Origin of the sequence: Paenibacillus sp. FSL R5-0908 (genome assembly GCF_038006245.1) — a bacterium.
GTDB lineage: Bacteria > Bacillota > Bacilli > Paenibacillales > Paenibacillaceae > Paenibacillus_AQ > Paenibacillus_AQ odorifer.
This window is the reverse complement of record NZ_JBBOUV010000001.1, coordinates 2,260,641-2,283,501: the sequence shown is the minus strand read 5'-3', so window position 1 is coordinate 2,283,501 and position 22,861 is coordinate 2,260,641. Positions and strand designations below refer to the sequence as shown.

Here is a 22,861-nt window from a genome sequence, read left to right as displayed (position 1 = left end):
GGCTCATGAAGTTTGATTTACTTAAAACTATATTAGAATTTTTGCGAATTCTTAACCGCAGCGGAAAGATCTTTATACTTTATAGATACATTATTCATATGATCTCCAAGATCCTGAAGCGACTCTGCAAATTTATCAAATGTCGGCTTCAATTTTTCCACCTTATCTGTAAAATCTTTTGCTGCATCATCTTCCCAAACACTGTTAAGATTTTTCATCGTAGTCATAACTTTTCTAATTAAACCGTCTACTTCCGTACCGTAATTTTTAATTATTTTCGCCTGTCCAGCTAATCCATCATAACTCAATGTAACTTTGGTTGTTGCCATTATTAACCTCTCCTTTAAGTGATTTTTTTATATAAAAATGAACTTAAAAAATACTTTTTAACACCCCAAAAGATCTTTCAAGTTCATTATTATAGCTCCGGTTTCCTTTATATAATTATCGGTCTTCAATGATACAAAGTTTATATTTAAATCCATTTAAAGATAAATAAAACATTTAAGTTATTTTTTTCTAAAGTTTATTTTGCCTGCCCCTGATAATCATTTCGTACAGAGTAATCTGATTCAAACAGAATGATATCCCCAGAGGAAAAAGAGAACGTTTGCCCCATTTCATCTGTGCTCCCAGTCATCTGACCTTCAATCGCCCACATGTTAGCAATAGGTGCCTTGTAGCCTAAAATACGAGTGTCGGCATCCCCATTTTTAACCGTATAAATTTCGAAATTTACCAGGATATAGCCGCCAGTGATAAACTCCTGCTCATGCCCATCTAGTGCCCCTCCATAATGATTCGCCAGGGTGACAATGTCTGTTCCTTTATGCAGGATGTAAGGGGCTATCGGCAGGTTGTATTCTCCGTACCAGTGTTGAACGCTCCGAACCGCCGCTATCGGATTCACTCCATTAGGGATATCAGTCGGCCCTACTAAGGTTCTCGATTTATAAGGTAGAAGCTCTAGGTTATAGCCTGTAGCGATTTTAGTTTTGCGCTTTGTATATTGCTGATAGAACTTCAGCCAAGAGGTGTTCTCCCGCTCCGCCTCGGACAGTATGTAATTGTACTCATAGCTTGCTGCCGTCGATAATTCACCACTCGATATATTTCGCAAGCCATCCGCCAAACGGTAGGTCCGAGAATAACTCAGCTTATCCTTGGAAGAGCCGACTCCGATCATTTTATTATTCGAACCGGAGATATCATAGTAAAGATCGACAGGTGTCGCTGCACCTCCGTTTTTCGGAATAAAATAGAAGCTTGGCTCGATCCGGATACCCTCGCCCGGCTGCCAAAGGTTCCCGATGGTCCGGAAGTCAAACAAGAAGGAATAGCCGTTATGCGGTACCGTCCGTTGCTCCGTAGGATGAGAACCCTTGCGGATCGGCAGCTGCCACTGTGGTTGTCCACTTAAAGCGGTCGGTATGCCATTCTCATCATTCCCTCCCGTATAGTACATCGTGTTGCTATGCTCAAGTGTCCCCACGCCAGTTCGAAACACCTTCTCAAACCGAAAATCACCGATGTCCCAAATCCGAAAATCGAACAGTCGACCGACGACCCCAATATTAAAACTCTCCGAAGCGCAGTAATTCGTCAAATTACCGTTCAAGTTCTCCTCGCAAAGATCCGATCCATCTGACGGGGCGTTTATAGCCCAAGACTGCGTATAAATGGTATAGTCGCCTTCATTCACCCAGGTTGGCATAGTAAAGGTCATGGACGGTGTTCCAACAGGGATGTAGATCCAGGTATTCTCTGGGTAATACTGGCTGCCCTGAAACACACCAAACGGAAATTGAATTCGCTTGTTTTTCGTGTATTTGGCATAATCCCGGTTGCCGTACCCAGGGATATTGAGATGCTGGCCACTCTCCGTAAAATGTATGGTGAACGGCCGATCCAAGATCAGCACTGCCCTAGTCATGTCCGGTGTCATACGTTGATCGAATGGGCGGTTATCGTCTGGAAGAAACGAGTAGTTGACGACCGGTGTGTGCACGGTGACGGAGTTAATCGGAGAGATCAAAAATTCCTGATCTCCGTTTCCCTCTACGTTCTCCGACAGCATCGTATAATAAATGGTACCCGTGCTGGTTGTATTCTGCCGATTGAGTAAACCACTATTGATCATCAACTGGCCCTCGTAAAGCACCTCGTCTCCGATGATTTGCGGATCAGGAATCCTCCCTGGGGTGGGCCCGGTCTTGTTAGCAACGGTATCATCCATAATCGTTTCCCCGTTAAATACTAGTCGGTCATTCTGCACCTCAGGATCTTTGGTCTGCATTTCCGCAAGGTCTGTGAGCACGTCTGTATCATCAACATCGTCAGGACCCGGTTCGTGGTCTCCACCATCTACCACTTCTGGCTTGAATTCTATCCCTCCCGTATCTTGGGGAACAACATGGTCTTCTACTTCTGTACTATTGGTAAGCTCAAGCGTCGGCGAACCATAATTATTAGGATATAGAGTGACTTCTCCTCCAGGCAGCGCATAGTTCTCCATCTGGGCACGATCGATTTGATAAACAGCTAACTGATCTACCTGCCAGTAAGTATATTCTTTTGGAGTCAAGTCAAAGGTATAGGTCTTATCAAATTTCCCTGTTTTAGGAAGCGGAGCTTGAGGAATCGATGTTCCATTTGGTCCTGGAAGATTCGGCTGCGCTTCCTCCCACTTCGTCGGATATGTAACTTTAACACTGCAGGAATAACGAATCTGACCTGCCATATTGGCGAAGGTATGTTCAAACAAATAGTTCTTTGCCCACACATTGGAAAATAAATTCTCAGAGGTGGGGATCCCCACCGGTGCATCAAAATGGCGTCCATTTGCTGTATCATCACCTAGAATTGCCCCGTTCGCATCCGGTTCCATAAATGACGTTTGCGGAGCAGCGATCTTGTTTGGCGGATCAATAGTATACTTACATTCGCCTGAGCCTTCTCCCTCGGTGGGAGGGCCACCAACTTTTTTGTAACTGGCCACCATTTTGACTCCACCTACATAAACCTTAAAATTACGCTGAACTAAGCTGGGATCATTCGAAGCTTTACTTTGAATATATAATTGATCGCTTGGCCTCAGAATCGGAGAAAGCCAAGATTGGTTAATTTGATATTCCTCTCCCTCGTATTGAACGGTCAGGGGAAAAGACTTTACAATGTTATAACCAGCCTTATAATTACCAATTAATTGATCGCTCACCACGATTCCGTTCGAAAGTTTAAGAATCATATTAACCGGATAATTTTCTCCCTGAAAGGGAACTGTGACATCGAAATATTGTCTCAAATCTTCTGGATGAGCCCAACTCTCTGAGTGTTTAATATCATACAACGTATGATAGGGTCCAGAAACTTGGATTGGGTTCGTTCTGGAACCCGTCACTACTCGCATTATGGCGCTAGCGTATAATGGAGTGCCTTCAGAGATGACTTGTTCCGCCTTAGCTTGTCCAATAGCGGCGAGCACTTCTGCTTTAGTCCATTCGAAGTTTGTAGTCACTATCCCATCTACAATAGTTTCTGATTTCACATGCCCCCCGCCATTATCTTGTAATTTAATACGTTGATTAGAAGGCAATGAGGTAGGGTCGCATTGCACTTCACCTCCATAGGCTCCAGAGGATGCACACGTTGGTTGGGTATGAATATACCAACCTACCGTCTGGAATCTTATACTCGAAGAGGCTTCATTGGAAGTTGTTGTATAAAGAAATGCCCCATCTTTAAACTTGGCCATAAAGGCAGCCTCTACAAGACTTATAAAAGGTGAAAACAATAAAGAATTTATTAGAATTAACAATAGACAACCGAGGCATTTACGCCGCATCTTTCATCACTTCACTTCATGAAGGGTAGTGTTTTCAAACAAGCTTGAGAGTGCATCTATATTAAAATGCTCACCTACTATAGGATTATAGTAATTCGTAGAGATACTTAAATCAGCATAACCCTCATACCAGACCCCTTTTTTTAATTTCTCGTGAAGTCTGAATTCAGCAAGTTTGAAGTATACGTCATTAAATAAATCCTTATACTCTGTAAAACTATTAATTCTGAATCGGAACATGGATCGAACACGGTAATCCCCGGTTCCTGGGTAATACAACACGGACGATTCAGGGTCAATTGCCCCTTCAATTTGAATCTTATTTTTCTTCACCCATTCGGCATATTCTTCAATTTCCTTCTCCCGGATAGAAGACGATTGATTCTCGTACTTAAAGGATTCTTTCGCATAGCTTGCCGGATTAATCGTTTTATAATCCACGTTCAACCGTAGATCAAACCCAATTTTCATACGTTTAATGATTTTGGCCATATCTTCACTCGTTAACTCTTTTTTGCTAAACACCTGCGCTCCAGTCTCAGCATCCCCAGCAGAGTAGTTTATGGTATGCCTCATTTCGTACATTTCATTCGGGATGTCTTCCAGAATGTATGGATAATCTTTATAGTTCTTAGGTAGGTTTGTCGTACGTATTTTCCTTCCAAAATAATCAAGTTCCCCTAAATCTTTACCCGGCGTGTGAATGTGCACACTTTGAGAAAATTCGTCCACCTCCACTTCTGCGGATAACAGATTAGAGACAACGGTTAATGGAATCATCGTCATTCCATCTTTTTGTACAACCATAGCACCAAGCGCTACTGGTTGCCCGTTCACTTTTGCAAAAGAAGAACCTACTGTCAGTACAATTTTGTTTTCTTTTTGCTGCAGAGTTAACGTTTTGTTTGCTGCATTCCAGTTAGCTTGTGTGCCGAGTTTTCCTGAAATCATGCGGAATGGGATCATTGTCGTCCCATTTTCTGAATAAGGATGTCCCTTTGTCAGTGGATATTTAATGCCGTCCATGATGACGTTCACTGCTTTGGCAGCTGTTCCTGCCGCTCCCGCTGTAGTAATTAACAACACTAAGCTTGCGAACACACAAATGACTATAGTCATGCCTCTTCTTGCCTTCTTTGATCTAATAATTGCTGATAGACTATTAAACTTAAAATTCCTCATGTTCTCACTCCTCCACAATGAAACTTTTTTAATCCGATGACCCTATTCTCCATATTTATCCAAATCAAATCTTTTACTCCAACATCTATCACCTAACCGCACAATCCTCAATAAAATACCCTTTTCGAGCAGCCTCCTCTGGATCGAACAGACTTTCTATAACAGTAACCCCCGGGGGTACACAGCTTTCTCCGTAAGCAATATGTCTCCCTGCTGAATTCCGGGTACCTATCAGAACCTTTCGTCGCATTACAGCCCCACTACCTAAGGAATATGCATCCAGCAGTTCTCCCCCAGGAAGTGGATAACCTTGAATAAAAGCCATGATCCCTACATCCTGTATGGATTGCTCCTGCAAGCCACGGGGAAGGGTGAACTGAATCGACAAGCCCATTCGTTTCACCAGCTCTAAATGTCTGTTAATGGCTGTTGCCAAGTCTTTTTCAACGAGTGATGTGATCGTACTCTGCCGGATTTCGTGAAATAGTTCTATAGAGGTCAGAGGATTAAGATTGGTCTCAGCCGCTAGGGTTGTATACTCCCCCTCATAGAATTCATTAGAGCTAGTATCATACACCCGCGCATTGTCATCCAAAGTGAAATAAAGCAAATTGCCATTCTGAAGCTTGTAATAATAGGGACGCTCAGGCCAACTCACAGGCTTAAGTTCATCCTTCCCGCTATTACTAGCCGTGTCGTCCAAAGTAACCAACGTATAGCCGCTATATCCAAACATCACCAGTGCGGGTATATGCATTTTTAAATTGTTCATTTCAGTCTGGTTGTTCTCCAGTCCAAATTTCAAAGCTAAATCACTGTAAAAAACACTTAGCACATCCTGATCCAGTTGCAGTTGGCGTTCCCGCCCATAGTGCACTGCTGTGGTAGTAGGCTGCTGTTCCAGTCGTGACAGATAATCACCAGCATCATCCACCGCGGCTTGAAAATCATCCGAATAGCGTTTATACATGTCCTGATTGAAGACCTGAAGATCTTCTCGAGTGTCGCCCATAAGAACAAGAGGAACGACCAGAATTAGAAAAACAAGCACAACACTAAGGGGCTTCACTTCGGACCATCCCCCCATACTTCAAATTGACCGGAATCATTTCACTATGAAAAAGCAACGCTCGCATCCGTGAGGCAAGTGTCGTCCCTTCAGATTCTAACCGGACATTGAACAGATCGCCTACATGCATGGTAAACCTTCTACCTGGATCATCTGCAGCCAGTAAAGTTCCTGAATGCGGATATAAGATTTCCAAAATATCCTTGCTGAAATATCCGTCATATCGGACACTAAAGCTGTTCTGGAATGTAGAATAATCATCAGGATTCGTATATAAGGGCTGTAAATTCTTTTTGTAATACTCCATTTGCACTTTAAAAACACCATATGAAGCATCCAAAGAATGAAGAAACAGCTCATAATCGGAAGTATCCACGTATCCTTTAGCACGAACGGTATCCACGAATTCCACCACAGCCGCATTGACCGCGAGCTTAGTATTCCTCTCTACAACTTCGGATTGACGGAATGCCGGATAGACTCCGAACACAAATGACAACAAAATTATAATAATTACACCTTTCAGCGCGTCTGCCATGCGGCTCCTCCTTTCTAGCGGGTGGCGGAGATTTCCGTAATCATCTCATCGGTTCGCGTGACTCTTAACTGATAAGCAGCCTCAGGCACTCCACGCAAATCCACTGCTGTAAGGTCCGTTTCCTCATTAATTGCAATGCCATCGATATATAAAATATATTCCCCCTCCAGTGCTGGAGGGATCATACCGATGACCTGCTCACCGCTAATTTTGTTCAAATCACCTGTCCCTTTGTAAGGTGCTGCTGCAACTGTCGGCAGCTCATAGTGCCTGTTTGGAACAGCACTCTCCATCTCCAGCCGTAAAAACGTAAATCCGCCGACAGCAAACAAGATCCAAGCAAAGAGGGTTAGTAGAAATTGAGTGCTAGTTTTCATTTAGTGGCTTCATCCTGATTAAATTCTATTAATCGAACCTCACCATTCTTATCCCTAAATACTTTTGCCTTAAAAAGAGACTGCGTATTTACATTGCAATTTTCAGCATTTTCAACACCTGTTTCGCTTTGATCCAGCATCTGAGACACACTATGTGATTCCACTGACGACTCCTTAACAAAACCACCTTCAGGATTAGTGTCACTTACTGTTGGAATGCCATAATAAGTTTCATAAGTATTTTCTGCATAAAATCCTTTCGTATTTACTCCAGTCTTTATCAGAATGGAAAATTGCGGACGTCCCTTATATCTCATTGCTGCATTAATAACATCCTGGCCAGAGACGTTCTTGTTATCATAACTGTTGAACTCCGCCTGATTAATCATTTGAGTCTGGGCCAGGGTCTGCTCCTGAGCTCGAATGAAATAATTATTAATGACCAGATAAATACTCACACCTGCGGCAATAATCAAAATTGTGACAATAATACCAATCACCCACTTCAATCCGGTCGAAATATTCTCCATGATCGCTCTCCTTACCGCTTATTTTTAAATTTTAAAAGTCGAATATAGATACAATAAATTTAGGGCTGTGTAAATACAATTAGCCTGACCTCTTCGTTATTATCTCTGAAAATCTCAGCGTGGAAGCGTCCCAGAGTATTAATGTTACAATCATCATTTTTTATATCCAGCATTTGAGAAACACTTCTGAATCCTCCAACTCCATCTCCATCTTTAGACAAGTCTACACTCCCACTAGAAGCTGGAACTGGATATTGAGCTCCATAAGTATTTTCCGCATAAAATCCTTCAGTTTTATTCTCCCCTGTATAAATCTTAATCGCGAACTGCGGACGTCCCTTATACCGCATTGCCGCATTAATCACATCTTGGCCGGATACATCCTTGTTATCATAACTATTGAATTCCGCTTGATTAATCATCTGGGTCTGGGCCAGAGTCTGTTCTTGTGCGCGGATGAAGTAGTTGTTGATAACCAGATAAATACTGACACCTGCGGCAATAATCAGAATGGTAACAATAATGCCAATCACCCATTTAAGTCCGGTCGAGATATTCTCCATGATGTTTCCTCCTCACCTTATTTGAAGCTAATTTTTATTTTATTGCTCTTAACGCATCTACTCCGCAACGAAAAAAATAGCTGCAATCCGCTCATTTTTATCTTTTATCAGCTTCGCTCTATATCTAGCTTGCGGACTAATATAATAATTTCCTGAAGCATTCGAAATTTTTTCTTCATCTACACCACTTTCGATTCCCTCCTTGAACTTCGCTCCGGAATAATCAAACGCACGGCAATAACCTTCTCCGCTTGGATTCATGCTAAATCTTCTTTCTGCCTCATTCTGACCATTGGCATAAGGTTTCTCAACGTATAGGCAGAAGCTTTGCTGCGATTCGTACCTCCGATAAGCTGTAAGAATCTGGGAGCCGCTGACAATCTGATTGTCAAATGCAGAATATTGCTGCTCCGAAAGCTCCCTAGCCTGTGCCGCTGCCTGGCTATTCGCCAATTCGACAACTGGCTGTGTCTTCCCCCACAAAAACAGACCGGATGATATAATGGCCAGCGTGATCAGAATCGATATCGTTGTTTTCAAAAAGCTTGCTATATTCTCCATGCCTGTATCTCCTTCACATTTTGCCAGTTACAACAGTCAGGTCACCCAGCTGCTGGAAGGCCATATAGACGAAGGGAAGCAGTAAATATAAGGTGAACGTTGCCTGCATCGGCAAGAACCCAAACATTTTACCCAGTGTACTTTTCCTACTGATGACCTTCTCATAGTGCTCCTTGCGTTGATCCATCGCGAATGCCCTCTCCGCATCCATATCATCAAACGCCTTCTTCACCGGAATCAGATCGGCTGCAACCTGCAAGCGGTCTGCGAGCCGTTCAAGGGGAACGAACCGTGCGTCCTCCTTCAGATTCTCAATGGCGCTCCAGCCTCCAGCCTCATAATCCAGCATGCAGCGCAGCAGCTGCCGCTCAAAAATGTAGCTGTAACGATGCAGCCACTCTATCATTTCGTACACGCTGATATTCGGAAATTGAGACAGCATCATTGAAAGCGTGTTGAAGCCATCCACCTCATTCTGCATTTCCCACTTTCGCAGCTGGGTACGAATGATTAAGTAAGCATCCGGAAGATAAAACCCTGCCACCGCCAGCCCAAAAGCCAGCAAAAGTTCATACCATTTGTAGTACTCCTCATGATATTGCTCTACCCTGTTCATTAACTGTGCAGCATAGGCATTCTGGTTCAGATTGTTCTGAAGGAAAGACTTATTCTCCGCTTTCTCCTGAATGTAGGGCAACATCTGATCCGGTGTAATCTCCTTCGCTACCAGTTCTCCAATTAAAGTCTGCTCAAAAGCGTACCGTTCCTCGCTCAGCAGCTTCTGAGATTCTGTCTGATTGCCCCCTGTTGTAATCTGCTTATTGGGGTGCAAAATGTTGTGCTTGATATTGGCATGGATGGAAAATTGAAGCGATACGATCAGCAGAAAGATAACTACTGCCGCTAGTGTTTTCTGCAAAAAGAAGGCATGTTGCGACAGCCCAGAGTTAGCATCCTTCAATTTGCCGGCTACCTTGAAATGAAGAGGCTCATGTTCTGCCGGAGTGATCCGATCCGCCAGTTTGAAAATCCATTTTTTCTTCAGGATCCGATTTAACCACTTCCCCTCATCTTTGATAGATTGAGTGTCTTCATCCACACCTTTGAGAATCCGCAGGGCAATAAACGATATTATGAACGTGATATAAAGTAAGATTAAAGAATATAACCCCCAGGCCGAATTGTAGTAATTAGATACAATAGGAAACATTCCCTCCGCCCAATTGCGGATTGGATCCAGCATGAATACCGGCGAAATGGCTACAAAAACAATACCGTATAACAAACGATCGATTCGCTCACGGCGATTAATATCCATATGAATCTCTTCTCTGATATTGCCAAGCATCGATAGATAAATCGAACGCTCCCCTTTATGGATATCCGCATCGCCATATTCACCTATTTTGTAACTCACTCCAGCTAGTTGCTTCATATAACGGTTAGGGGCAATCTCATAATATTTCTGCAGTTCATCTTCCGGGTCCACCGCTGCCAGAATTCCAGCAATCTGCCGAGCATGCACGGCTACCATTGGTTTCGAACGTTCCGCAGAATTCTCCAAGCTGACTTGCACCATATGTGTCTGATGATATTCATGGCGAATATCCAGAATCATGGACGATTGGTCATATAACATCTGCTTCACTAAACGCCCAATGAAGAGATCGCTAAGGACACCTCCAAGATAAACTGAGACTAGCATAATAGTCGCACGGCTTACCCACGATGAAGTCCAGAGGAATGAACTCAACGAAATGATCAGAATACAAGCAACAATCATTAGCGTTAGCGCAGCCGCACGACTTCTGATCATAATTTCATTGCCTGCATGAACCAAGGTCAGACGCGAGCGCATCCGGTGAAGAAGTTTCTTCACTAATGGCAGTTCATCAAGTACCGGATAAGTTTTATGGGCCTGCTCCAACCATCTTTTTTCCTTAGTTCTCGTTGGCAGCAGAGCCTTTAGCCGCCTTTGCTCTTGATATTGTGTTCCCTTCAATTTACGCTGCACTATATTAAGCAGGACAAGCAGGACAAGCAGTAGCACTCCTGAGGTTCCCAAAATAATCAACAATAGGTTTTGCAGATTCATGCGGATTGCCCCCAATACTTCTCAAGAAATGCAGTGAATTCTAGTGCATCCTCTTCATCCATATTTTTGCGCATCTCATCGATTTTACGGCTGCTGATCGGATGTTTGGCCACGTATTCTCCGGCTTCCCACACAATGACATCCTTATAATCATAGGAACGCCGATCTGTCATCCGGCCAAAATATTCGGTCACGGTATCCATAAAAGCATCCAGCTTGTCCGTAATATTCTCAGGATCCTTGTAGTTCTGAGGATATTCGAACTGGGGATCTGCCGGGATAATCTCTGTAATCCGTTCGATATATCTTTTCCCAGCACGTAGTACCAGATGAACGTTGAAACCAAGCGCCTCAACAACCTGAACCTCAGCAATTTTCTCATTACTGAAAGCTCCCGATGCGATAAGACTGTTGCGCAAAGCGCTGACCAAATTGGGCAGTGTTTTTCCGTGGTGTGTAAACAATGTATATTCAGAAGCTACCTGGGCTGCCTGAATCACATAACTGACCACACTATGAGTAGCCGCCTCTCCGACGATATTCACAGCGCCATCCGTTTTTTTCTGCACATCCAGCCCATCCTGCCCACTAACAGAGGGTGTTTCTCTAAAGGATAAAATATTTTTACCCGGATACATTTTTCTCGCCCAGATCTCGAAGGAGGTCTCCTGGATCCGGATATTCTTCGCATCAATATATTTGATCAGTGCCTTAAGCAGCGTTGTTTTCCCCGAGCCCTGTCTGCCAGTAATGGCAGTGACCTGATGGCCCAAGATGAGAAAAATAAGCATATCAATCGCAAGCTGTGCCCCTTGATCTTGGATCTGCTGATCCAATTCCACGAGCGAATCGTTAAATTTGCGGACAAAAAAAGCCCAGCTTTCAGCCATTTTGGGCCGCACAACCACGACCCGGCTGCCATCAGCCATATCGTTGATGATATAACCCTTCGATTCATTTAATTGCCCAGGATTACCAAACCCATAGATATTTTGGCAAACCCGCTTAAGCTCCTTCTCAGAACCAAAACTTAAGAATTCCAGGTGAAGCGACTTTCCGCGGTAGAACGTCCACACCGCATCATAGGATTGTGGAATAAAATGCTGCTGCTTCGTATATTCCAGAAAATCTGTAGTCTGCACGACATCAGGAGGCATGCCACTTGTTCCTCCATTAACTCCATCGATGTTCTGATCTCGAAGCTCATCAATAACGCCGAGCCCCTTATAAATTTGATAAGCTCTCTGAACAATAATTTCAATCTTGTCCTGGATGGACAATCTCGGCTGCTCTGACTGATAGATATGGCGGATCTGTTCTTCGGTGATCTTATACCCCTTAGATCCATCAGGCAGTTTTTGCAGTGTGTCCAGGCTATATTTGCTTACTATTACATTAAATGCATTCTGACCATGATCTTTTTTGAAAACATAAAGCAAGATATCGAAGCAATCCTGTGAAGTCAATCGATTCGTATGGCCGAAGCTGATAATCTTATCTACATTTCCTTCATCCAGACCGTAGGTCTGAACTAATAGATCCTTCATATAAAGCTTCACATATTTCTTAGCGGAAAGATCGCCGTGCATGCAACTTCGGAGCGCTTTCTGCAATTCCCTTCTCCGCGCCTTCCGACGGTTGTATTCCTCCTCACTTGGGCTTCCTTCATAAAGAGACGCAGCTATAATCTCCTCAAAAGCCCTTCTCAGAAACTGCACGATTTCATTCATATCATATTTCAGTTGGACGGAAGGTGGAGCAGCATCCTTACGTCTGCCCAGCCATAAGTACAGGAACACTCCAATAGCTATCAGGACTACAAAGATCAGAATCAGATTAATCATTCGCAGCATCCACTTCCGATACTGGAGAAATCTCCAGCATCCGGAGAATAAGCTGTCCCATATGTCGTACCGCCTCAGTGAAGTTTCCGTCCTCACTAAACTCCAGAAAACGGGATTTAGCTTCTCTTGCCTTCAATAAAAACTGAACAAAACGCCGTTCATTTTGAGCATCCATATAACCAATATGATGTGGGATAACACCTACTGCTTTTTTCTTCAATTCATACAGCTTAATAATTCTCTCTTTATTGAACCTGGAGCTGCGCTCATAAGCCCCAATACAATAGAGGACTGGCTTATGACTCGGCACAGGAGCTTTGTTTTTGTTCAAAAAATAGGAATCCAGACTTACCTGATTCTGATTTAGGTTAACCACAATCAAATCTGCCTGCTCCATAACCAGAGACACAACCTCCGGATCATCTTCGGAGGAGAGGTCCACAAATAACAAATCATAAAACCTGCGATAATCCTTGAAGATATGCGGAAGCAAGAGCTTTGTCTCATGTTTCTCAGCACTCATAGATCCACTAAGCAGTTCCAACCGATCTTTAAGAATGGACTCTGCATGATCTCTAATTCCTTCAGGTGTAAGCATTCCACACTGCACTAATCTCTCAATCGCATCCATACCACCTGTGGTCTTTGCAGATTGAAGCGTTGTTCTTGTCTGTGAGAACAAATGCTCAAGCACACCTTGCTCCAAATGCGTATGTGTCATTAACACGCGGATATGATGATCTAGCGCTATGGTAGCCGCAACAGCTGCCATATTCGAAGTTGTTCTCCCCTGCCCTTGAGCAGGTCCCCAGAAAGCCACTAGCACAATTACCTACCCCCGTTTCCTTGCATACTGCCACAGCTTCTTGATGTCTTGCTTTGGAACATCGCAAATTTCAATCAAAAAGTCATTTACAGCTTCGGCAAAATCCTTATCTACCTTAAGATCCACCCTTCCATCATGGACCCAATTAATTCTTCGCTCCGGACTACTGATGTAACTGATTTTCGAAGTAATCACTGGATAATATTTATCCACATACTTCAGCCCAAGTCCGCATTCTTCTTCTATGACAAGCAGTACAGTAGGCATCCGTTTCTGATCCAGCAACTTATCTACGTTCTCCATAGCCTGACGGTCATAGGTGGTCGCGAAGACAATAATCTCCTCCTCAAGACCCTCAGGATACCCATGATGCCAGTCATACAGAACGATATCCGGTTTGTCAGCTACGGTTGAATCTGCAATCTTTATACCAGACACTTCGCCTTCAAAATACTGATAATTCCTGCTGTTATCCGAAATAATCATGACATCGTTGTTGAAATAACTTTTCAACAGAATAGCCGCTGCCAGTATGAAATCATGCTTCTCGCAATCCCCTGCAACAACAATGTGCAAATTGGTCACTCTCCTTCCAGAAGACTGTCATCTGTGGCTGCTTCTTTATTCGTCACACCCGTTGAACTCTGGTCTGCACTTGAATCGATCGGCGCTTGATTGGTCCGATCTATCACTCCGTTCACGGATTGGCTGTCATCAACTTTTGCAGCCTCCTCTGCTGCCGCCGCTCCCTGCACAGCCTTTCTCTGGATCACACCACTGCCGCTTGGTGCCTGTGCTCCCACACGAATTCTATCTTCATCCTCCATAACTTCGAGCCGTTTCTCCAGTTCCTTACGAAGATTGGCAGCAAGACTCCACTTGGCCTGATCTATAATGAACGGATTATCCTTAATTACTCCAAGTACATCCAGATTAGGGACATAATTGACTACAGGTTCAGGCTGAAGCTCCGGTTCTACGTACTGTTTCATATAAAGCTCTGCGTTATTTATGTATGCATCCACCAGGGCAGCTTGCAGGAGCTGTGCTTCTTCTTCATTGTCATTAAAAAATGTATATTGATTCGCTAAATCTACGTCCTTCAGCGACTTCTTTCCTACTACTATGTAATCCTCGCCATTTGGGAAAACTATCCGAATATCTACGACATCTTTTTTCGTTAACCGAAGCGGCAGTTTAATATATTCAGTCTCTTCTTTTCGTTCTGATGGCTCCAATCTCGCTTCATCACGTACCATTTCAGTAGTTACCGCTGTGCCTGATAATGCATCAATCTTCAAGTACTTACCAACAATTGCTTTAGACTCGCTGATCAGATTATCCGGTGAGGAGAATTTGGGTAGCTTCTCTTCCATTACATCCTCAGCAGTAATCACCTCTCCAGCTAGCTTTGGAGATATCAATACATAGGCTGTTTGGGATTGGTCCATATAGCGCTGCAAGACTTCATCTTTATCATTCAGCTGTTCTTCATAAGCTGCCCGCTCGTCGATCAGCTTAGCGTTATAATGGCGATAAGTTGCAAACCATACCCCGGATGTGGCAACGGCAACAAGACAACCTGATAGGATCGTATATCTCAGTATTTTTTTCCGCTTACGTATTGCCACTTCAAGACCTCATTTCCATCCCTATTTAATTTTCCCTGTCGATTTTGCGGCTGCGGCCGCCGCTGCCGCTGCTGCCCGTTCGGAGGCTTGTCTTTCAGCTTCCTTAATTCTGGCTGCCTCTGCTCTCTCTTCCTCCACCTGCAATTTATCTGCATAGTTCATCATATTTGATTCAATTTGGGCTATGGCAGCTTTAAATTCGTTCATTTTCTTAATCCATTCCTCACAATGCTGCTTAAACTCTTCCCCACCCAAATCTACCCAATAACCAGACACTCCTGTGATTGCCGCTCTCATCTTATCGCTGCACTCCTGGGCAGGGGAGAGAAGTCGATGGCAATCAAAAGCAATGCCTCTAACCATACCTGAATTCATACCCAGCCTCCTGATTTATAATTACCTGCTCTCCGGAACGAATGAAAATCCTATGCCTATTAACAACAAGGTCACAAATAAGACCATTCCAACAATTCCCCAGAGCAACGTTTGCTTGCGAAAGAGCTTTTTCTGAACGGTCAGCAGCTTCATTACCCATTCAACAGCCGCTTTATCTGGATACAAAGGATCTTGATGTGCAGGCATCAGAGTCGTTTGAATTTCTGCAAAATCCTTTTTCAACATTTGTAATACTTCCTGATGTCCATTTTCCAGCAGTAACCTGCACCGCTTGCGCTCATAAGGGTTAAGGGTGTTCAGCTTCTCTTTCAGCAGTTCATACTTCCACATAGCCCCGTTGCCTACCAAAATAGGAATTTGCGAGTTCCACCACAGCTCGAGTCCGCTGGTGCCCTTCCGCTCCCGATGGATATCCACCCATAGAATGATATGCGTGAACTCACTGGCCAAAAGCTCCGAAATATCCCACGAATACCCTCTGCGATAGAAAGTGACTCCTTCATATTCGAACATGGTAGAAACCGAATCTTCTTTCTCACCCTTAAAAACAATCTGTTCAAGCGAACTGATTTCGGGCCTGTCATCTCCGCACACCAGAGGCTTCCAGCCCAGTTCTGCCAGACCCGCAGCCAGCAGAAAAGCCGCCGCACCTACATCTTCTTCCCCTCCGACACCACAAACTCCGATGACAAGTGGTACATTGCTGCCTAGAATTCTCGTACTTGCTGCTGGCATCGACTCTTCTTCTACCGGAATAGATTGTTCCAGACTCTCCAGCGTTTCCGCTCCGGCTAATGACGGGGTCTCCTTTCTGGCCGGAGGCCCCAGTCTAGGCGGGGTTGATCCTGCTGAAGAGCGAGGAGCAACGGAAGGTCTCCTGTTGGCGGCATCTGCTACAGTTCTGGAACCGGCCGCCACTGGCTGTGGACGGGTAAGCGACTCCACCGGTCTCGGAGGAGCAGACGGTGCCTCTTCCACTGCCGCGTCAGAAGCTGCTCTTGATGATGAGCCTTTAAACGATGCAAAAAGGCCTTTCTTTTTACCCAGGATATGATAATAATCCCTAGTAGTTTTTTTCTCTTTGATCCAGTTCAGAAAATCATCGCCCTGGAATTCCGTAGTGAACTGAAGATCATGTATGTTCATATTTACAAGGGTCCGTATAAATTCAATATCCGTTTGCAGCACCGGATCTAACTGAACAATCAGCCGCGTATGTTTAAGATATTTCCGGATCAGTGTCATGAAACTGATAATATCCGCAGCCTTGACCGGTGTGCCCAGCCCCGCACCGCCCTCCATAATTACAATGGATGAAGGATCGACTTCCTTGCTGCTGAAACCACTTATAAAACTATGTAATGTAGAATGTTTACCGGAAATTACATAACCCTCATGCTCCAGCGACCTGGATAGCAGCATTATAAGTTCAGGCGAGCAGACTAAGTGTACGCTTTTCATAGGAATCCTCCTTTACGATCTCCCAGCTCAATAGGGTAAAATACGAACTATGGCTCCGTCCCCTTGTATAATCTCTGCGAGAACAGCATGCGGCCCCAACTCCATCCATTCTTCGCCCGTACGGCTGGCTTCACATTTAAATTCCCAGTTATCCGGAAGCCAGTTGGCTTGCTTAAGTAGCTCGATACATTGCCCTGTAGAAATAGAAAGAGAGACTTCCAAATCCAAATACTTCTCTCTTTCACCTTTAAATACAAAAGTAGTCAGTGCAGTTGACATAGTCTGATCCCCCAGATTTGTTAAGCTTCTTGCAGCCAATTACATAACTCATTTACTACTGCAGGCAAGGATTGCGTGGTTTGACTGACGTCTTCTTCCACCCCACGCAGCAGCCACATTTGTTCTTCATGAATCAACAGGTTCAGTTCGCGAATCACCTGTGCCTCCTCAGTAATGCATTGGATTTCTGCCAAGGAAGTTATGAATGCACCTGCTTGAAGAGATTTCCCCACCCACGTTTCAAGATCTACTTCTTTATTTATCGCTTTTTGTAATTTTTCTTTATCGCTCAATTCCCACACTAAAGGGATTCTTTCAATGACCTGATACATCAGCTCATGTAGTGCATAAATCTCCTGAAGCTTATAGGTGTTACTTTCCGGCTGTTGCTCAAGTTCAAACCAAACTTCATCCTGAACAAAATAGAAGACCTTGCAAGTCTGCTGATTTGTATGCATAAGCTGGCAAAAATAAGATTTGCAACTGGATGCAACAGCGATACCTCTATGAAGCACTTCATTCACTTTGGCGAGCCCCACAAAATCAACCTCTAAATATCCCTTCACTTCCAGCGACCTCATCTGTGTATCCATTAGGGAGCGTAAATTGCGCTCCGATTCGCTTTTAAGATCGATTTCCAGACCTGGAAAACTGGTTCCTCCTATTAAAGCAGTTAAATAGATAATTTCTAAAGGATGCAATTCAAATATTTCACGAGCCGGCTTCATCGCTTTCTTCACCTGCTTATCTATAGTTCTGTAATCATTTTGAGGCGTGAAATGGATCCCTCTGTTAGCAGCATCGCTTCAGTATTGTCCAACACCTCGTTCAGCTCATGGTATTCCAAACCCTCGAGTAGTGGAGCATAAGACAAATGATCGTTGGGTCTTCCATCGGACAACAATGCATGTCCACTGTTAATCAGTTCACCCGCAAAATCAGTGACCAAATGCATTTGATTCAGTTCAAACGAATCGCTGCCGACCAGCAGCATTACACCAAGTCCACCTCCAAACCTTGCTATACGCTCCAAATGATCCAGTGAATCATTCTCCATCAGATCAAAAGCGGACTTAAGATGAGGCATTACAATGACAAGAAGCGGGTACTTAGACAGAATATACTCAGCCTCGTCAAATTCTTCGCGGTTTTGGACATCTGCAAAAGCTTGCCGGGCATCATTTTTCCTTAGTTGCAGCTGATCCACTAAGGATTGTGTGAGCTGTAAAAACTCTTCAGCCGTACTCATATAGCGGGTAATCGTTGAACTAACTTTCAGGCTTGGTATACTGACAACACCACTGTCAAACAGATGGAATTCCATGGTTAATTCGCCTGCCGATTTATCAAGAACTTGTATTAGGGCGTTAAATCTAAAGTCCACATGCTTCTGAGTAGTATAAGACACTACAAAATTGCTAACCTGCTTTACATTAATCTCTACCGGAAGTGTAGTATCCCAATCCAGCCCAAGCGGAACCAGATAATTCCCTTGCGGTTGTTCTTTAGGCACGCGTTCCAGAAGCTCTGCCAGTGAAAGCTTGTCCGGGATCACTGAAATTCCTACAGGATTATTCACACCTGCCACTGCTTTCATCTCCGAACTAATCCGGCGAAGAGAGGCAGCTATCTGATCATCCGAGCTGCCATCCACAGGAAGCGCGGTATGAAATTCCAGAATCCGGTTATCTTTGAGCAGTCCGCGGCCTACGGTATTCGTTGGCTCCATCCCTTCTGTTCTGCCCAGAATACTGGAATAATCCAATCTATCAGACATTTGATATACTAGAGCCTGCTTAATATTCTGGCTGATTCGGTAAGGATAAGAGTTTACAGCATTGGCAGCGAACACGAAGTATATCCCGTAATTACCGCCTTCACGCACCAACTTGGAAAGCTCTAAGATAAAGTCATCATAGGCTTCTGAGAATCCTGTGTAATTATCGAGCAGAATAACAATGTAAGGAACCTTCTCTCCAGTGGCCGCACTGTAAGAGACCAAATTGCTGATTCCAAGCTGAGAAAACTTACGTTTGCGTTCATCCAATTGGGACAACAACCAACTGATCAGTTTTCCAAGCTTTTGTTCATCCTCTGGAAAAATAATATCCCCTACATGTGGAAGCTCGTGGAATACTCCCAAGGTACGTGTACCAAAATCCAATATATAGAAATGAACGTAATCAGGTTCATATTTCAAGGCGAGGGACATGATAATGGTCTTTAACAGCGTTGTCTTACCGCTGCTCGGTGCTCCATAAACCAGTAAATGTCCGTCCTGATTAAAATTAATATCCAGATTGTATTGCTCCTGATCTGACGGATTATCAATTCGTCCAACGGTGGCAATAAGATTCTGATCTGGCTGCTTCCATGATTGCCCATCCCAGATCTGATTCTGATCCATAACATCTGCTAAAGTCATGGTCTCCGGAAGTGGAGGCAGCCACAGCTGAAAGGCCTCTCCGATCGATTGCTCAGCAGAAATGGCAGCTATATGATTAACCACAGCCTGCAGCTCACTCAGTTGCGAGGCATCATCACTGTTTTCCCCCTTCGGAATCAGGGCTCTGCGTTCACCACTTAGTGAAACGATATCTATCTTGGGACTTCCAGCCTGATCTGTCTCCCCTGCCTGATAAGGCGCTCCGCTCCAGGAGGATTGGAACAAAGTGAATACTTCATTATTACCAACTTGCAAATACCCACGGCCTTTTTCTTTGATCTCTGCTGCCTCCGTGCGTTTTAGCATCTCCTGACTATCCGAAGGTGTCTGGACCTTCAGGCATAATTTGAATCTGGAGTTACTCCAAATCTGGTCATCGACTACGCCAGAAGGTTTTTGTGTTGCCAATATTAAGTGAATCCCCAAACTTCTTCCGACCCGTGCCGCACTGACCAGCTCTTTCATAAATTCCGGTTGATCTGATTTAAGTTCTGCGAACTCATCCACCACTATGATCAAATGCGGCAAGGGAAGGTTAACTTCCTTATTGCGGTAAAGAACGATGTAATTATCAATGCTGGTCACTCCGGCTTCACTGAACAGTCGCTGTCTCCGTAAAAGCTCACTTTTGATGGAGGCAAGGGCCCGATTGATCTGATTACCACCAAGATTAGTGATTGTTCCCACCAGATGTGGAAGCCCAAGAAAAGCATTAGCCATTCCTCCACCCTTATAGTCAATCAGTACAAAAGCAATCTCATGCGGATGATAATTTACCGCCAGACCCAAAAGTAGTGACTGAAGCAGCTCGCTTTTCCCCGATCCGGTGGTGCCGGCTACTAGACCATGTGGACCATAGCTTTTTTCGTGCATATCGAACAAAAGAAATTTACCACCTGCCCCGAGGCCCAGAGGAATGGACATGGTACGGTTAGCCTGGTTTTTTGACCAGCGCTCCATTACGTTTAGAGACTCTACCTGCTCAACCTCAAAGCTCTCCAGAAAAGTAACCATTGGTGGGATATAGCTGTTATTTTGACCTTCTTTAATTCTGAGCGGAGACAAAGAACGGGCAAAAAACTCCGAATTTTTTTTATCCAGGGAATCGGCAGTGAAATAATCAGCTAAATGACTTAACAGCTGATTAGTATCTTTGCGAACCATCCCCTTACCGTCCTTAATTTCCAGAATAGCTTGGCAATTCAGCGGCAGCGCAACATCAATCTTCTCTGATGTAAAAATGCTGGTCACTCCAAGTGAAGCATTGCCCGAGAGCAAATACTTCATCATATCCGTGCTGTCCCACAGTTCAGGAGCAAAAACCAGAAAAACATAATGTGGGGTCTGCATTGGCTGGAGTCCATAACCATTCTTGCTGTTTTCTTCTCTTTTTCTAAGCTCCGGAAGTAATTCATCCGCAATATTGGAGGCATCAAAGGATGTTGTAGCCAAACTTCTCTGGCTTCGATTTTTATTCCATGTATGGGGCAGCCATTTTAACCATTCCCAGTGTTCTAGATCATCAGGCTGCATCACGCATATTACCCTTACATCATCGTAGCCTTGGTGTGTTGTTAAATGAACCAGAACAGCATTGAGGAAATCACGAACCTCCTGCTGTTTACCGTATATTCCGAGCGTATTAATACTCCTTAACGGTATGTAGACTGGAATGTCTCGTACAAAATACATCTCTTCGCATATTTTACTGGCGATTTCTTCAAGTGGGTTGTCGTCATCAATTGCTTTCGCTTTTGAGCTATATGTTGGCACCAGAGCAATCGGCTGGATTCCAGCACCAACACGGAGATTCAGAAAATCATCTTCAATTCCTGTTTTTTCCCACAGCTGCTTGCTTCTCCCCCGTACGATTTCAACACAAGATTGAATACTTGGATGGATATATGTATAGGCTTCTCGCTGCATACTCGCGGCACTTTGTAAATCATTACGAACCTGAAATAAGTAGTTGAGATATTTCTTTTCAAGTTTTTTGTTCTGTTCATGATGTTTTTTCACACTGGATTTATAATTTAAAATTGAAACCATGACCGTCAGAACAGTCATACCCATGGTTGATATCAGCATGGTAAATGACCTGGTCAATGTTGACATAAATATAGAGATGACTAACATCCCGATGGGGGGGACTATAATCGTCAACCATGAGAAGGTTGGTTTTCCCGATGGCCGGGCAGGATCCTCCAAAACCATTTCACCTTCCGGGTAATTTGGTTTAATTCGAGGGGTTCTTTGTACCTGATTGGTTAGCATTTCTTGAGCACTCATCTTTTTCATCACCACTGGATAGGAATTTTGGATTAACAAGAAATAATAGTGTAAATTTTAAATAAATTATAAATTATTTTCCAATTTAGGATATACATACTGCATTATCGGTTTGGAGACTGAATAGTTTATATTTTCCATAACATTTTTTGCTAAAATGGTTCAAAGATCCCCAATAAATAACCATTATTTTCATAATAGTAAAATTACTAGTGTATATAGATCCAGTTCTAAGGTCACCTCATCGTACTTTTCTTCTAGTTTAATTTAAGACATTTGGCACATTTACTTTTTCAAGGTTATCCAATACTCCTGTCCGCTTCCATTTCTAAATAGAAGATTTCAAAGCTTTAATTTAAAATCAACATTCCATAATAGATCCTATGAATCAGAATATTTCTATCAAATTGAAGGAAACTTATGCTCTTAGAAGGAATTTAACTTGGGAGAGAACCAGGAAATCGCTGCTGACTCTAACTATTTCTCAAAACAAATAAGCAACCTCGTAAGAGGCTGCTTGGTTTCAATAGTTTGACTACGATTTGTTATGTATGCTCTAATATAAATGAAGGGTGGAGCTGCATGTTATCATTTTTACTAACTTTAAAACGTTTATTCTCGGGCTTATGGAAAGCGCTCAAACGTAAAAATTTCCAAGCATTATTCTTATTAGTTTTGATGACGCTGTTGTCTGGAACCATTTTTTATGTCAAACAAGAAGGTTTGTCTGTCCTGGATGCTATTTATTTCTGCGTTGCAACGCTTAGTACCTTAGGTCATCCAACATTTGTTCCCCAGACAGCACTTGGAAAAATATTTACGATCGTTTACATTATTGCAGGCACAGGGCTGTTCTTGGGAATGATCGGGTATATCGCTTATGAACTGATCAAACAAACCGATAAAGATAACAATTAAATAATGGAATCC

20 protein-coding genes are annotated in these 22,861 nt (G+C 43.5%); 1 reads left to right on the top strand and 19 read right to left on the bottom strand.

Translation table 11 applies throughout. From position 1 onward, the window contains the following. Positions 1-32: 32 nt before the first annotated feature. From MKZ09_RS09885 to essC, 19 genes are all read right to left on the bottom strand, one after another. Positions 33-329, bottom strand: coding sequence for a WXG100 family type VII secretion target (locus tag MKZ09_RS09885; protein ID WP_076135786.1), 297 nt, complete (start codon positions 327-329; stop codon positions 33-35). A gap of 197 nt (positions 330-526) precedes the next feature. After that, positions 527-3,754, bottom strand: a complete 3,228-nt coding sequence (locus MKZ09_RS09880) for a DUF5704 domain-containing protein (protein ID WP_081394414.1) — start codon at positions 3,752-3,754, stop codon at positions 527-529. 96 nt (positions 3,755-3,850) lie between these two features. Then, entirely contained in the window at positions 3,851-5,026 is a 1,176-nt protein-coding gene (locus MKZ09_RS09875; protein WP_081389016.1) for a copper amine oxidase N-terminal domain-containing protein, read from the bottom strand. 88 nt (positions 5,027-5,114) lie between these two features. Further along, positions 5,115-6,095, bottom strand: a complete 981-nt coding sequence (locus MKZ09_RS09870; protein ID WP_076135788.1) for a hypothetical protein — start codon at positions 6,093-6,095, stop codon at positions 5,115-5,117. After that, entirely contained in the window at positions 6,082-6,633 is a 552-nt protein-coding gene (locus MKZ09_RS09865; RefSeq protein WP_076135789.1) for a hypothetical protein, read from the bottom strand. The genes MKZ09_RS09870 and MKZ09_RS09865 overlap by 14 nt, the downstream gene beginning before the upstream one ends. A gap of 14 nt (positions 6,634-6,647) precedes the next feature. Continuing rightward, positions 6,648-7,010 (bottom strand): hypothetical protein, encoded by a 363-nt coding sequence (locus MKZ09_RS09860; RefSeq protein WP_076208273.1) that lies wholly within the window; start codon positions 7,008-7,010, stop codon positions 6,648-6,650. Continuing rightward, complete coding sequence (locus MKZ09_RS09855; RefSeq protein WP_076135792.1) at positions 7,007-7,540, bottom strand: hypothetical protein; 534 nt, start codon at positions 7,538-7,540, stop codon at positions 7,007-7,009. The genes MKZ09_RS09860 and MKZ09_RS09855 overlap by 4 nt, the downstream gene beginning before the upstream one ends. A gap of 59 nt (positions 7,541-7,599) precedes the next feature. After that, on the bottom strand, positions 7,600-8,103 hold the full coding sequence (locus MKZ09_RS09850; RefSeq protein WP_076135794.1) for a hypothetical protein: 504 nt from the start codon (positions 8,101-8,103) through the stop codon (positions 7,600-7,602). A gap of 57 nt (positions 8,104-8,160) precedes the next feature. Further along, positions 8,161-8,664, bottom strand: coding sequence for a hypothetical protein (locus MKZ09_RS09845; RefSeq protein ID WP_076208271.1), 504 nt, complete (start codon positions 8,662-8,664; stop codon positions 8,161-8,163). Positions 8,665-8,677: 13 nt separating this feature from the next. Beyond that, positions 8,678-10,759 carry a hypothetical protein gene (locus MKZ09_RS09840; RefSeq protein ID WP_076208268.1) on the bottom strand — a complete coding sequence of 694 codons (2,082 nt, stop codon included), beginning with the start codon at positions 10,757-10,759 and terminating at the stop codon, positions 8,678-8,680. Continuing rightward, positions 10,756-12,603: an ATPase, T2SS/T4P/T4SS family gene (locus MKZ09_RS09835; RefSeq protein WP_081389017.1), complete on the bottom strand. Its 1,848-nt coding sequence runs from the start codon at positions 12,601-12,603 to the stop codon at positions 10,756-10,758. Before MKZ09_RS09835 ends, MKZ09_RS09840 begins: the two co-directional genes overlap by 4 nt. Beyond that, entirely contained in the window at positions 12,596-13,429 is an 834-nt protein-coding gene (locus MKZ09_RS09830) for a hypothetical protein (protein ID WP_143767394.1), read from the bottom strand. Before MKZ09_RS09830 ends, MKZ09_RS09835 begins: the two co-directional genes overlap by 8 nt. Positions 13,430-13,435: 6 nt before the next feature. Beyond that, positions 13,436-14,005: a hypothetical protein gene (locus MKZ09_RS09825; protein ID WP_076135801.1), complete on the bottom strand. Its 570-nt coding sequence runs from the start codon at positions 14,003-14,005 to the stop codon at positions 13,436-13,438. A 5-nt stretch (positions 14,006-14,010) separates the two neighbouring features. Then, positions 14,011-15,060 (bottom strand): SAF domain-containing protein, encoded by a 1,050-nt coding sequence (locus MKZ09_RS09820; protein WP_076208263.1) that lies wholly within the window; start codon positions 15,058-15,060, stop codon positions 14,011-14,013. Between the two features lie 21 nt (positions 15,061-15,081). After that, positions 15,082-15,435 carry a hypothetical protein gene (locus MKZ09_RS09815; protein WP_076135805.1) on the bottom strand — a complete coding sequence of 118 codons (354 nt, stop codon included), beginning with the start codon at positions 15,433-15,435 and terminating at the stop codon, positions 15,082-15,084. 21 nt (positions 15,436-15,456) lie between these two features. Continuing rightward, positions 15,457-16,917: a hypothetical protein gene (locus tag MKZ09_RS09810; RefSeq protein WP_076208260.1), complete on the bottom strand. Its 1,461-nt coding sequence runs from the start codon at positions 16,915-16,917 to the stop codon at positions 15,457-15,459. A gap of 27 nt (positions 16,918-16,944) precedes the next feature. After that, positions 16,945-17,196 (bottom strand): hypothetical protein, encoded by a 252-nt coding sequence (locus tag MKZ09_RS09805; RefSeq protein ID WP_076104573.1) that lies wholly within the window; start codon positions 17,194-17,196, stop codon positions 16,945-16,947. Between the two features lie 20 nt (positions 17,197-17,216). Then, positions 17,217-17,924 (bottom strand): hypothetical protein, encoded by a 708-nt coding sequence (locus MKZ09_RS09800; protein ID WP_076135808.1) that lies wholly within the window; start codon positions 17,922-17,924, stop codon positions 17,217-17,219. 20 nt (positions 17,925-17,944) lie between these two features. Next, entirely contained in the window at positions 17,945-21,931 is a 3,987-nt protein-coding gene (essC, locus tag MKZ09_RS09795) for a type VII secretion protein EssC (RefSeq protein WP_076208257.1), read from the bottom strand. A gap of 582 nt (positions 21,932-22,513) precedes the next feature. Here essC and MKZ09_RS09790 point away from each other — a divergent pair. Then, complete coding sequence (locus MKZ09_RS09790; protein ID WP_076124810.1) at positions 22,514-22,849, top strand: potassium channel family protein; 336 nt, start codon at positions 22,514-22,516, stop codon at positions 22,847-22,849. Positions 22,850-22,861: the final 12 nt, after the last annotated feature.